This is a genomic window from Klebsiella sp. MISC125, assembly GCF_051131775.1.
GTDB lineage: Bacteria > Pseudomonadota > Gammaproteobacteria > Enterobacterales > Enterobacteriaceae > Klebsiella.
In genome coordinates, this window is sequence record NZ_CP180448.1 from 6168867 (window position 1) to 6181567 (window position 12701).

General features: G+C 52.4%; 13 protein-coding genes. 8 read left to right on the forward strand and 5 right to left on the reverse strand.

The genetic code is table 11. The annotated features are described in order from the left end of the window. Positions 1 to 51: 51 nt before the first annotated feature. From fdnG to fdhE, 7 genes are all read left to right on the forward strand, one after another. Positions 52 to 3102, forward strand: a complete 3051-nt coding sequence (fdnG, locus tag ACMYSL_RS28860; protein WP_434660949.1) for a formate dehydrogenase-N subunit alpha — start codon at positions 52 to 54, stop codon at positions 3100 to 3102. A gap of 12 nt (positions 3103 to 3114) precedes the next feature. Further along, complete coding sequence (gene fdxH / locus ACMYSL_RS28865; protein WP_181484264.1) at positions 3115 to 4017, forward strand: formate dehydrogenase subunit beta; 903 nt, start codon at positions 3115 to 3117, stop codon at positions 4015 to 4017. Then, positions 4014 to 4649 (forward strand): formate dehydrogenase cytochrome b556 subunit, encoded by a 636-nt coding sequence (fdoI, locus tag ACMYSL_RS28870; protein WP_110276095.1) that lies wholly within the window; start codon positions 4014 to 4016, stop codon positions 4647 to 4649. The genes fdxH and fdoI overlap by 4 nt, the downstream gene beginning before the upstream one ends. A 167-nt stretch (positions 4650 to 4816) precedes the next feature. Then, positions 4817 to 6160, forward strand: a complete 1344-nt coding sequence (locus ACMYSL_RS28875) for a vWA domain-containing protein (protein WP_434660950.1) — start codon at positions 4817 to 4819, stop codon at positions 6158 to 6160. Positions 6161 to 6177: 17 nt separating this feature from the next. Beyond that, positions 6178 to 7671: a sensor histidine kinase gene (locus ACMYSL_RS28880; RefSeq protein ID WP_434660951.1), complete on the forward strand. Its 1494-nt coding sequence runs from the start codon at positions 6178 to 6180 to the stop codon at positions 7669 to 7671. A 3-nt stretch (positions 7672 to 7674) separates the two neighbouring features. Further along, positions 7675 to 8361: a response regulator transcription factor gene (locus tag ACMYSL_RS28885; RefSeq protein WP_434660952.1), complete on the forward strand. Its 687-nt coding sequence runs from the start codon at positions 7675 to 7677 to the stop codon at positions 8359 to 8361. Positions 8362 to 8507: 146 nt separating this feature from the next. Continuing rightward, positions 8508 to 9437 (forward strand): formate dehydrogenase accessory protein FdhE, encoded by a 930-nt coding sequence (gene fdhE, locus ACMYSL_RS28890; RefSeq protein ID WP_181484268.1) that lies wholly within the window; start codon positions 8508 to 8510, stop codon positions 9435 to 9437. Between the two features lie 36 nt (positions 9438 to 9473). Here fdhE and ACMYSL_RS28895 read toward each other — a convergent pair whose 3' ends face one another. From ACMYSL_RS28895 to ACMYSL_RS28915, 5 genes are all read right to left on the reverse strand, one after another. Beyond that, positions 9474 to 9848: a type II toxin-antitoxin system VapC family toxin gene (locus ACMYSL_RS28895; RefSeq protein ID WP_434660954.1), complete on the reverse strand. Its 375-nt coding sequence runs from the start codon at positions 9846 to 9848 to the stop codon at positions 9474 to 9476. Beyond that, on the reverse strand, positions 9845 to 10090 hold the full coding sequence (locus tag ACMYSL_RS28900; RefSeq protein ID WP_434664313.1) for a CopG family transcriptional regulator: 246 nt from the start codon (positions 10088 to 10090) through the stop codon (positions 9845 to 9847). The genes ACMYSL_RS28895 and ACMYSL_RS28900 overlap by 4 nt, the downstream gene beginning before the upstream one ends. 201 nt (positions 10091 to 10291) lie before the next feature. Further along, positions 10292 to 10579, reverse strand: coding sequence for a hypothetical protein (locus ACMYSL_RS28905; protein ID WP_434660955.1), 288 nt, complete (start codon positions 10577 to 10579; stop codon positions 10292 to 10294). 363 nt (positions 10580 to 10942) lie between these two features. Then, positions 10943 to 11230 (reverse strand): NadS family protein, encoded by a 288-nt coding sequence (gene nadS, locus ACMYSL_RS28910; RefSeq protein WP_139537238.1) that lies wholly within the window; start codon positions 11228 to 11230, stop codon positions 10943 to 10945. Then, positions 11231 to 11542, reverse strand: coding sequence for a type II toxin-antitoxin system RelE/ParE family toxin (locus ACMYSL_RS28915; RefSeq protein ID WP_434660956.1), 312 nt, complete (start codon positions 11540 to 11542; stop codon positions 11231 to 11233). A gap of 230 nt (positions 11543 to 11772) precedes the next feature. On the opposite strand from ACMYSL_RS28915, the gene ACMYSL_RS28920 reads away from it, so the two are divergent. Next, complete coding sequence (locus tag ACMYSL_RS28920) at positions 11773 to 12690, forward strand: alpha/beta hydrolase (RefSeq protein WP_434660958.1); 918 nt, start codon at positions 11773 to 11775, stop codon at positions 12688 to 12690. Positions 12691 to 12701: the final 11 nt, after the last annotated feature.

The following is a 12701-nucleotide window of genomic DNA, read 5'->3' on the forward strand; positions in this document are numbered from 1 at the left end:
TACCGCAAAGCAAATAACTATATGTGACAATGTCGAAACAAGGAGCGAACCATGCAGGTCAGCAGAAGGCAGTTCTTTAAGATCTGCGCTGGCGGTATGGCAGGAACCACGGCGGCTGCGCTGGGCTTTGCGCCCGGTTTAGCGCTCGCGGAAACACGGCAGTACAAGTTGCTGCGTACCCGCGAAACCCGTAACACCTGCACTTACTGTTCCGTCGGCTGCGGGCTGTTAATGTACAGTCTCGGCGACGGCGCAAAAAACGCCAAAGCGTCTATCTTCCATATCGAAGGTGACTCGGACCACCCAGTCAACCGTGGTGCGCTCTGTCCGAAAGGGGCCGGTCTGGTGGACTTTATCCACTCTGAAAGCCGCCTGAAATTCCCGGAATATCGCGCGCCAGGCTCAGATAAATGGCAGCAAATCAGCTGGGATGATGCGTTCGATCGCATCGCTAAGCTGATGAAAGAAGACCGCGATGCCAACTATGTTGCACAAAACGCCGAAGGCGTCACCGTAAACCGCTGGCTTTCCACCGGGATGCTGTGCGCTTCCGCTTCAAGTAATGAAACCGGCTATTTAACCCAGAAATTCTCCCGCGCGCTCGGTATGCTCGCGGTCGACAACCAGGCGCGTGTCTGACACGGACCAACGGTAGCAAGTCTTGCTCCAACATTTGGTCGCGGTGCGATGACCAACCACTGGGTCGACATCAAGAACGCCAACCTTATCGTGGTGATGGGCGGCAACGCCGCTGAAGCACACCCGGTAGGATTCCGCTGGGCGATGGAAGCTAAAATTCACAACGGCGCCAAGCTGATTGTGATCGATCCGCGCTTTACGCGTACCGCGTCGGTGGCTGATTTCTATACCCCAATTCGTTCCGGTACTGACATTACCTTCTTGTCAGGCGTCATCCTGTACCTGTTGAACAATGAAAAAATCAACCGTGAATATACCGAAGCCTACACCAACGCCAGCCTGATCGTGCGTGAGGATTATAGCTTTGAAGACGGTCTGTTCAGCGGCTACGACGCCGAAGCCCGCAAGTACGATAAAACATCCTGGAACTATGAGCTGGATGAAAACGGCTTTGCCAAACGCGATACCACGCTGCAACACCCGCGCTGCGTCTGGAACCTGCTGAAGCAGCACGTTTCCCGCTATACGCCGGACGTTGTCGAAAATATCTGTGGGACACCGAAAGCCGACTTCCTGAAAGTCTGCGAGTACATCGCGGAAACCAGCGCCCATGATAAAACCGCGTCGTTCCTCTACGCGCTTGGCTGGACACAGCACTCCATTGGTTCGCAGAACATCCGCACCATGGCGATGATCCAGCTACTGCTCGGTAATATGGGGATGGCGGGTGGCGGCGTGAACGCCCTGCGCGGTCACTCCAACATCCAGGGACTGACCGACCTCGGCTTGCTGTCACAAAGCCTGCCAGGCTATCTGACGCTGCCGAACGAAAAACAGACTGACCTGCAAACTTATCTGACCGCCAACACGCCAAAACCGCTGTTGAAGGATCAGGTCAACTACTGGGGCAACTACCCGAAATTCTTTGTCTCGTTGATGAAGTCCTTCTATGGCGATAAGGCAACAGCGGAAAACAGCTGGGGCTTTGACTGGCTGCCTAAGTGGGACAAAGGGTACGACGTTCTTCAGTACTTCGAAATGATGAAAGAGGGCAAAGTCAATGGCTACATCTGCCAGGGCTTCAACCCCGTCGCCTCATTCCCGAACAAAAACAAGACGATTGCTTCACTGTCCAAACTGAAGTACCTGGTGACCATCGATCCGCTCAATACCGAGACCTCCACATTCTGGCAAAACCACGGTGAGTCGAATGATGTTGATCCGTCGAAAATCCAGACCGAAGTGTTCCGCCTGCCATCCACCTGCTTTGCCGAAGAGAACGGTTCGATCGTTAACTCCGGGCGCTGGCTGCAGTGGCACTGGAAGGGCGCGGATGCCCCAGGGATTGCCGTAACCGATGGCGAGATCCTGGCAGGTATCTTCCTGCGTCTGCGCAAGATGTATGCCGAACAAAGCGGTGCCAACCCGGAACAGGTGCTGAACATGACCTGGAACTACTCCACACCACATGAACCCGCTTCGGAAGAAGTGGCAATGGAGAATAACGGGAAGGCGCTGGCGGATATTACCGACCCGGCTACCGGCGCGGTTATCGTCAAGAAAGGCCAGCAGCTCAGTTCGTTTGCACAGCTACGTGATGACGGCACCACCGCCAGCGGCTGTTGGATTTTCGCCGGTAGCTGGACGCCGGAAGGCAACCAGATGGCACGACGCGATAACGCCGACCCGTCAGGTCTCGGTAATACGCTGGGCTGGGCATGGGCGTGGCCACTTAACCGTCGCATCCTCTACAACCGTGCTTCTGCTGACCCACAGGGTAATCCGTGGGATCCGAAACGCCAGATCCTGAAATGGGACGGCGCGAAGTGGGGTGGGATGGATATTCCGGACTACAGCGCCGCGGCGCCGGGCAGCGATGTCGGGCCGTTTATCATGCAGCCGGAAGGGATGGGACGTCTGTTTGCCCTCGATAAGATGGCGGAAGGTCCGTTCCCGGAACACTACGAGCCGTTTGAAACGCCGTTAGGCACCAACCCGCTGCACCCGAACGTAATCTCTAACCCGGCCGCCCGCATCTTTAAGGGCGACAAAGAGGCTCTGGGTAAAGCAGATAAGTTCCCGTACGTCGGAACCACCTACCGCCTGACCGAGCACTTCCACTACTGGACCAAGCACGCGCTGCTTAACGCCATCGCGCAACCGGAACAGTTTGTGGAGATCGGCGAGAAGCTTGCAAATAAGCTCGGTATTGCTCACGGCGATACCGTTAAGGTCTCCTCTAACCGCGGTTTTATCAAAGCCAAAGCGGTGGTGACCAAGCGTATTCGCACGCTAAAAGCAGACGGTAAGGATATCGATACCATCGGTATTCCGATCCACTGGGGCTACGAAGGCGTGGCGAAGAAAGGGTTTATTGCTAATACCCTGACACCGTCCGTCGGCGATGCGAACTCACAGACACCGGAATTTAAATCCTTCCTCGTGAATGTGGAAAAGGTGTAACGGAGACGACTTATGGCTTATCAATCGCAAGATATTATTCGTCGTTCCGCCACTAACGGTTTCACTCCCGCGCCCCAGGCGCGGAATCATCAGGAAGAGGTGGCGAAGCTTATCGACGTCACCACCTGCATCGGCTGTAAAGCCTGTCAGGTGGCCTGTTCCGAGTGGAACGATATCCGCGACGAAATCGGTAGCAACGTCGGGGTGTACGACAACCCCGCCGACCTGACCGCCAAATCCTGGACGGTGATGCGCTTCTCGGAAGTGGAGCAAAACGACAAACTGGAATGGCTGATCCGCAAGGATGGCTGCATGCACTGCGCCGATCCGGGCTGCCTGAAGGCGTGTCCGGCGGAAGGGGCGATCATTCAGTACGCCAACGGTATCGTCGACTTCCAGTCTGAGCAGTGCATTGGCTGCGGCTACTGTATCGCTGGCTGTCCGTTCAACGTGCCGCGCCTGAACCCGGAAGATAACCGCGTTTACAAATGTACGCTGTGCGTCGACCGCGTAACCGTAGGCCAGGAACCGGCCTGCGTGAAAACCTGCCCGACCGGCGCTATCCACTTTGGCTCCAAAGAGGATATGAAGGTACTGGCAGGCGAGCGCGTGGCGGAGCTGAAAACCCGTGGTTACGACAACGCAGGGCTGTACGATCCAGCCGGGGTTGGCGGCACGCACGTGATGTACGTGCTGCATCACGCCGACAAGCCGAATCTGTACCACGGCCTGCCGGAGAACCCGGAAATCAGCGCCACCGTGAAGTTCTGGAAAGGTATATGGAAACCGCTGGCCGCCGTTGGTTTTGCGGCCACCTTTGCCGCCAGCATCTTCCACTACGTCGGTGTCGGTCCGAACCGTGCGGAAGAGGAAGAGGATAATCTGGATGAAGAGAAAGACGAGGTGCGCAAATGAAAAGACGTGACACCATCGTGCGCTACACGGCGCCGGAGCGAATCAACCACTGGGTCACCGCCTTCTGCTTCATTCTGGCGGCGGTGAGCGGGCTGGGGTTCTTTTTCCCATCCTTCAACTGGCTGATGCAAATCATGGGTACTCCGCAGCTGGCGCGTATTCTGCACCCGTTTGTCGGCGTTATCATGTTTGCTTCGTTCATCATTATGTTCTTCCGCTACTGGCACCATAACCTGATCAATCGGGACGATATTTTCTGGGCGAAGAATATTCGCAAGATCGTCGTCAACGAGGAGGTGGGGGATACCGGGCGCTATAACTTCGGCCAGAAATGCGTGTTCTGGGCGGCGATTATCTTCCTGGTATTGCTGCTGGTGAGCGGCGTCATCATCTGGCGTCCGTACTTTGCGCCAGCGTTCTCTATCCCGGTGATCCGGTTCGCGTTAATGCTGCACTCGTTTGCCGCCGTAGCGTTGATTGTGGTTATCATGGTGCATATTTACGCCGCTCTATGGGTGAAAGGCACCATTACCGCGATGGTGGAAGGCTGGGTCACGAAGACGTGGGCGAAGAAGCATCACCCGCGCTGGTACCGTGAAGTCCGCGAAAAGCAGGATAAGAGCCAGCCGTAAGCGCAAGCACTTTGTCGGTCTCTGAAATGGCGTCGTATATCGACGCCATTTTTTTAACGGTTCTTGTTCAGTTTTGACAACTTTTTGACATCTTTATACAGATAACAGACCAATCGAGGTTCAGGTTCCATAAGAATGGATTCGATTCTTTTACAAGGAGACGTATCGTGAATATAAAGCACCTTTTCGCCGCGCTGACCCTCGGTTTGCTGGCAGCAAACGCGGGTGTATACGCCCAGCAACCTGACCAGAAAGTGGCCATCAAAGCTGAACTGGCTTCCCCTGTTGTCATGGAAAATACACAGGATAAAAACTACCTCAAAGTGTCTCTGACGGGGTTTCCTCTTAACGCCGCCAAACGCAGCCCGATTAACCTCGCGCTGGTGATAGACCGTTCCGGCTCAATGGGCGGCGAGAGAATTAAACAAGCCACAGAAGCCGCAGTGATGGCGGTAAATACCTTGAGTTCCCAGGACACGCTCTCGGTGGTGATTTACGACGATGTGGTGGATGTCATCGTCCCCGCAGCTAAGCTCAGCAATAAAGAGAAGCTCATCAGCCAGATTCGCGAAAAACTGACCGCCCGCGGCGGTACTGCGCTATTTGCGGGCGTGAGTCGCGGTATCAAAGAGACCAGTAAGTTTCTGGATAAAACCCAGGTTAACCGCATTATTTTGCTCTCCGATGGCCAGGCCAATATTGGTCCATCATCAACCAGCGAATTGGCAGAATTAGGCAAAATCGCCGCCCGTAAAGGGATTGCTATCACCACGATGGGCATTGGCGAAGGTTACAATGAAGACCTGATGGCGGCGATAGCACAGTACAGCGATGGCAACCACGTTTTTGTACAAAATACCCACGATCTGGAGAAAGCATTTGCCCATGAATTTGGCGATGTAATGTCGGTGGTCGCCCAGGATGTGGTGGTGGAAATCAAGGTCGCTGACAACGTTAAGCCACTGCGATTACTGGGACGTGAAGGCGATATCCAGGGCAACTCAGTTAGCGTGAAGCTCAACCAGCTTTACGCCAACCAGGAGAAATATGTCATGCTGGAGCTGCTTCCGGTAAAAGGTAGCGCAGCACAAAGCAAGCCGCTGGCAGATGTGAACGTCCGCTATGACAACCTTGCGACCCGCCAGAAAGAGCGCTGGGATGAGAAGATGACCATTCAATATACCGCGTCTGTCAGCGAAGTGAAAAAAGCAGTAGTGGAAGATGTGGTCGTCGATTCGGCGATTCAAAAATCGGCTATTCAAAACGAACAGGCCTTAAAGCTTATCGACGAAGGCAAAATGGATGAAGCAAAGGCAGCCCTGCGTGAAAGCACAAATCTTATGGGTTCCCTGCAGCTCAGTGCGCCAGCGCCAAGAATGAAAGCACAAGAAAGTGCAGAAGAAAACCGCCAGTTGCTACAAAAGCTAGAAACGGAAAGCAAAGAATCTTCTCGTAAATCATTGAAAGAACAGAACTACAGAACCAAGAATCAGAGTTCGAAAGCGAACTAATCCACAAGGAGTGCGGGATGCCCAGAAGCAAGCTGATTTATCTCATCGTTACGTTGATATTTTTTATCCTGCTGGCTTACCTGGGCATTCGTACTCTGGAGCATGAAGTCTTGCTGCGCCAGTACCAGACGCAAACCCTTGCCAGGACACAAACCGCCAGCGTGGCGACGGGTATCGAAAGTCTCCTGCAACAAAAAGCCTCGCGTCTGCATGCTATCAGCGATTTTATCGATCCCCATAATTTCGCCGCTCTCAAGACGCTAAAAGAACACGATAGCGACATTACCGCCGTGTTTACCCTGCGTAAAAACCAGCTGCTTTACCCCGATGAACGCCAGCCATTAAGTAATGAAGATAAAGAGTGGGTGCGCCAGCTAACGCCATTGGCTAACGACCCCAGCCAGCTTGTCAGCCATATTACTCACAATGAGCAAGAAACGCCGCAGGCGGGATGGTTTATTACCAGTGAAAATCAGGAGCCGCTGTTGATTTACTGGCGACAAAAAGGCGATACGGTCATCGGCTTTCGTCTCTCATATGTGCAGCTGATGATGGATATTGCAAATAACGTTCAGGTTAGCCCTAAAGAGCAGCATATAGTTCGGGTAAGTGAAAGTGGGCGACAGATTTTTCAAAACAAACAGGCAGTTCTGAATCAGCTGACGCCGCTGGACTCGCGCACACTGGACTACCCGCTTACCCTGTGGCAAATCAGTGTTTATGGCGTTAAAACCCCGCTTTATCACATTTGGCTATGGGGTAGCGCGCTCATTCTGCTGCTGCTGACGGCTGTCGCTTTATTGGGCTATTCGCTGTGGCGGGAATACACTCGCGCCGCCCGCCAGGCGCGCCAGCAGGTAGATTTTGTCAGCCAGGTATCGCATGAACTTAAAACCCCGCTGACCAATATTACCCTCTATGCCGAGCTATTGCGTGAAGGGTTGGATGACGATCAAACGCAGGAGCTGCGCTACGTAGATGTCATCACCCAGGAGGGCCAGCGGCTATCCCGGCTTATCCAAAATATCCTGACGTTTACACGAGCGCCTAAACTACATCTGCAGAAGGTGAATATTTCACGCCTCATCGCAGAAATCGTCCAAATCTTTACGCCTGCACTTCAGGCAAAGGGGATGACGATTCATCTCTCCTGCCCTGAAGAGATCATATTGCAAAGCGATCGCGACGTGATCACGCAAATTATCAGCAACTTTATTAGTAATGCCGAAAAATATGCAGCGCAGGGTAAACGGGTCGATATCCTGGTGCAAACCACATCTGAACAGGTTGAGATCGCCGTTCGTGATTATGGTCCGGGCATTGCGGAGAAAGAAATGAAGATGATATTTCACCCGTTTTATCGGGTTAAATCATCCATTACCGAAGGCGTTTCAGGTACCGGTATTGGGCTGACCATCGCGTCACAGCTGGCCGAACGCCTGCAAGGAAAGATTCAGGTTACCGCCGAAAACCCCGGTGTGCGCTTTACGCTAACATTACCTCAAGGATGAAACATGAAGATACTGATTGCAGAAGATGACGCCAATATTCGCCAGGGGCTGGTTGATGCGCTGTCGCGTGAAGGTTACACGCTGCTTGCAGCCCCTGATGGCCGTGAAGCATTGGCTATCTACCATCGTGAAATGCCGGACTTCGTGCTGCTGGATATCATGATGCCCGAAATGGATGGTTATTCCGTTTGCCGTGAAATTCGCCGCCACAATGAACATATCCCCATTGTATTTCTCTCTGCTAAAGATGAGGAAATCGACCGCGTTGTGGGGCTGGAACTGGGAGCGGATGATTACATCAGCAAACCATTTGGCATTCACGAACTGCGGGCGCGAATCAAAACGATCGCCCGCCGCTGCTTAAGCCATAACGATTCACAGCCCAATCTCAGCTTTTCCTTTGGGGATTTAGCGGTTTTTCCCAACGAACTGTGCGCATGGCGTGGCGAGCAACGATTAGAACTTTCTCTGCGCGAAGTGCGAATTTTAAGCTGTCTGGAACGCCACAAAAATCAGGTGGTGACTCGAGATATGCTGTTTGACGCTGCATGGGGCTACGATTACATGCCCAACAGCCGCACTCTTGATCAGCATATTTCCCGGTTACGTAAGGTGATTGAGCAGGATGCTAATCACCCTCAGCTAATCCGAACGGTGCATGGTCTGGGGTATAGATATCAGGTATCGTAACGCACACATTGCGATTTCTTAGGTATATCCCGTATGCCGATTGCGGTTATCATTAATGACATTCACCAGAGCGGGCGCGTGATGCCCGCCAAATCACAGAGCGGACGCGACCATAGCCGAATCTGCTGAAACCAGGAAGTGACTAAATGAGCATTCGTATCATCCCGCAAGATGAGCTGGAAAAGAGCGAGAAACGCTCGACGGATATGATCCCACCGTTATTATTTCCTCGGCTCAAAAATCTGTATAACCGCCGCGCCGAACGCCTGCGCGAGCTGGCTGAAAATAACCCGCTGGGCGACTACCTGCGCTTCGCCGCACTGATCGCCCACGCGCAGGAAGTGGTGCTGTACGACCATCCGTTACAGATGGATCTCACCGCGCGCATTAAAGAAGCAAACGACCAGGGCAAACCGCCGCTGGATATTCACGTGCTGCCGCGCGATAAGCACTGGCACAAGCTGCTGCATTCGCTGATTGCCGAGCTGAAGCCCGAGATGAGCGGCCCGGCGCTGGCAGTTATCGAGAATCTGGAAAAATCATCAGAGCAGGAGCTGGAACTGATGGCAAGCGCGCTGTTTGCCTCTGATTTCGCATCAGTCAGCAGTGATAAAGCCCCGTTTATCTGGGCTGCGCTATCTCTCTATTGGGCGCAAATGGCCAGCTTGATCCCCGGTAAAGCCCGCGCGGAATACGGCGAACAGCGCCAGTTCTGCCCGGTGTGCGGTTCAATGCCGGTCTCCAGCATGGTGCAAATTGGTACTACCCAAGGTCTGCGCTATCTGCACTGCAATCTGTGCGAAACCGAGTGGCACGTCGTGCGTGTGAAGTGCAGCAACTGCGAACAGACACGCGATCTGCATTACTGGTCGCTGGATAACGAGCAGTCGGCCATTAAAGCCGAGAGCTGTGGCGACTGCGGGACTTACCTGAAGATTTTGTATCAGGAAAAAGATCCGAAAGTGGAAGCCGTCGCCGACGACCTCGCCTCACTGGTGCTGGACGCGCGCATGGAACAAGAGGGCTTCGCCCGCAGTTCCATCAACCCGTTCCTGTTCCCTGGTGAAGGGGAGTAAATTTAGCATTATGTCGGGTAGCATTTGCTGCCCGGCTTACAAATGATAAGGCGTAATCACGCCTGGAATCCTGGCAAAATCTTTAGTGTTGCGCGTGACTAGCTCATAACGATGCATTTGTGCCGTCGCCAGAATAATGGCATCCGGCAACTTCATTCCATACTCCTGCCTGAGGTTGACGCTTCGTTCTGCAATATCCTGTGAGACACCAATGATATTAAAAGCGCTCAGTGCAATGCGCGTACGATGTTCCTGGTGATACTTTTTTGCTCCCACCATCACTTCGATCCAGGAGATTAGGCTAATCGCATTTTGTGGTGGATAAGCCTCCAGTGCCTGTTTCGCTTCAACGCGGCCGCTGAACAGATCAATGAGAATATTGGTATCAAACAGCGCCGGGCCTTTACTCATTGCCACTCCTCACGAAGCTTCCTTTCATATTCAACACCATCTTCCTCGCAGCCTTGCCAAAGCCCCAGCGCATCGGCGATAGTAGTTTCAGCCAGGCCTTGCCTTTCCAGGTACTGTTCTACCGCTTCACGTAACAGTTCTGCTCGCGGAAGATTGCGCTGCTGCTTGAGGTCTTCAAGACGTTTGATAACGTCATCTGATAAGTCGAGTAATATTCTGCCCATATCCATTCCTGCCATCATGCTCACATATACCTCCAGTATATCATTGGCGACTAATTTTCAAACAACATACACCTATGGCAGACAGGGGAAAAGTGTCGTCTGAAACGATTTTCACTTTTGCGAGCCGCTTTCCAGAAGATAGCAATCCGTCTGCTCGTTACAATCAACAGCGACAAAAAAACCCAGCCAACATCCAGAGTTGGCCGGGTAATATTTATATTAGTAGTAGTATTCGTCTGGGTAGTTATCCGGGCACCAGTTCATCCCTTCGGGATCGGTCCCTGATAATATAGCTCGCAGGTTTTGGTGATCGTTTGCACGACGATAAAGAGTGGTATACAGCCGTTTCCAGTCATGCGGACCCGGTGTGTTCCAGTTCATACGCGGCCAACTATCCCCCTCTGCTGGGTGATGCCATTTGCCGTTAAGACTGGCGCATTTAGTATGTTTATGCGGTTTCGCTTTACCATCGCGAGTTCTGTCTCTGCGGGTATTAAACGTCGACATTTTTAGTCTCCTGTTAAGGTTTCTAAAAATGCGCCTCCTTGAAATAGTTCATCTTCACTCCTTAATCCGTATATCGCGCTCTGGCGCGTATTTCCTGCACCCGTGGACCATGATGAGCACGCTGATGACCACACATCCAGCAGGAACAACCACATGGCGAGTGAAAACAAATACCAATCTGCCTCCCGCTTCCATAACCCGCATTACGATATTTACTGCGGATTTTCTTTAGCCTCACACTATGATGCCGACGCTCGGCACGCGTTCTGGCCATTTCATCACTCCTGAGTTGGCGGCACTATGCCGCGTTCACATGAGTTCTGAGTACTGAAACTTCCGATTCATCATTATGTCTATCTTCCCTTAGCTAAGCGCCGGAATGACATGCAATGGATCATTGGCAATCGCCCGTAGCAGCGCTTTAGCTGGCCCCGTGGGGGAACGCCTTCCCTGCTCCCAGTTACGTAACGTATCTACACTTACCGATATTAACTCTGCAAATTTAGATTGTGATAATCCAGAGGACTGACGGATTTCTTTGATTTTCATAGCATCAATATGAAAGGTTCGCGAAGGCTGGCGATCTCCTTCGACTATCTCACCCATTTGGCTCATGCTTTTGGTCAATCGCTCAAACAGCGCCTTATCCATCTACCACCTCTCATTTAACATACGGAGTACCGCCTTTTCCTGCGGAGTCAGGTCATCCTTGATGCCTTTCTGATAGATCAGTAATAACCGAATCTCAGATTTCCGGCTTTGATAAAAATAGATAACTCGTGCACCACCTCGTTTCCCCTTTCCTCGAGCACCCCATCGAATTTTTCTCAGACCACCGGTTTCTGATATCAAATCGCCTCCCTCAGGTTGTATCGCGAGGAACACTTGAAATCGGTGGTATTCATCGTCATCGAGTAATTTTTTGACGTCTTCAGTAAAGATTTCCGTTTCGATAAATAGCATTTTCCCTACGCCATTGGCTTATAGTAATCGAAATCAACTATACGTCAATGGCGTATAGCTCATATCACTTAACATTACGACCCAGAATCAGGCAAAGCCACCAGTGCTCAATGAACATTTCACTTTTGCGAGCCGCTTTCCATAATCCTTCGGCAACCCAAATCCTCCATTTTCTTTTGCTAAGAACCAGGCTATAACGCTGTATATCCAAACAGTTAAAGGGAATGAAAATGGCGCTTGAAAAAGGTATTGCAGAGCTGGTTCGGGAGTTTATCGCTGCGGGTCGCCCCTCTTCGCGCGAACAGAATATTGATGACCGGAGAAACGGTTACGTCGCCAGCACCGTGTTAGCCGGGGAACAAGAAGAGCGCGTACAGGTAGAAGATATCGAGCTTGAAGGCATGATTTTTCGCGTCGTCTCACCCCTGAATGCTACTGGCGCACTGCCAGCCGTTATCTATTTTCACGGCGGCTGCTTTATCAGCGGTGGCTTCGCTACTCACGACAATCAGCTTCGCCAGCTGGCTTATCGCAGCGGTTGTCGGGTTATCGCCGTGCAATACCGACTGGCACCAGAACATACTTTTCCTGCCGCACATGACGATGCAGAAAAGGGAGCGCTGATTATTCATCGCCATGCAGAGCCGCTGGGCATTGACGCTTCGCGTATTACGCTTGCTGGCGACAGCGCCGGGGGACATCTGGCATTAGTGACCGCTCTGCGCCTGAAGACAGCACAGGTCTGGCAACCCGCACAGCTCATTTTGATTTACCCGATGCTGGATGCCACCGCCAGCATGAAGAGCTATCTCGATAACGGTAAAGATTACATCATCACCGAAGATACGCTGCTCAGCGGCTACGAAATGTACCTTTTATCGACGGAACTCCACCATCCGGAAGCCAGCCCGCTCTGGCGTAAAGACTTTAGCGGCCTGCCGCCGGTGCATATTCTGACGGCGGAATATGACCCTTTGCGTGATGAAGGCGAAACGCTATATCAGCGCATGGTTGAACAGGGCGTTGACTGTACCTGCCAGCGCTATCTTGGGGTGATTCACGGTTTCTTTCAGTTAGGTGGGGTGAGCCCAGCGGCGCGAAACGCCATGGGGGATATCGCCTGGCGGGTTAAATCACCAGGCCAATAGATAAGCACGAG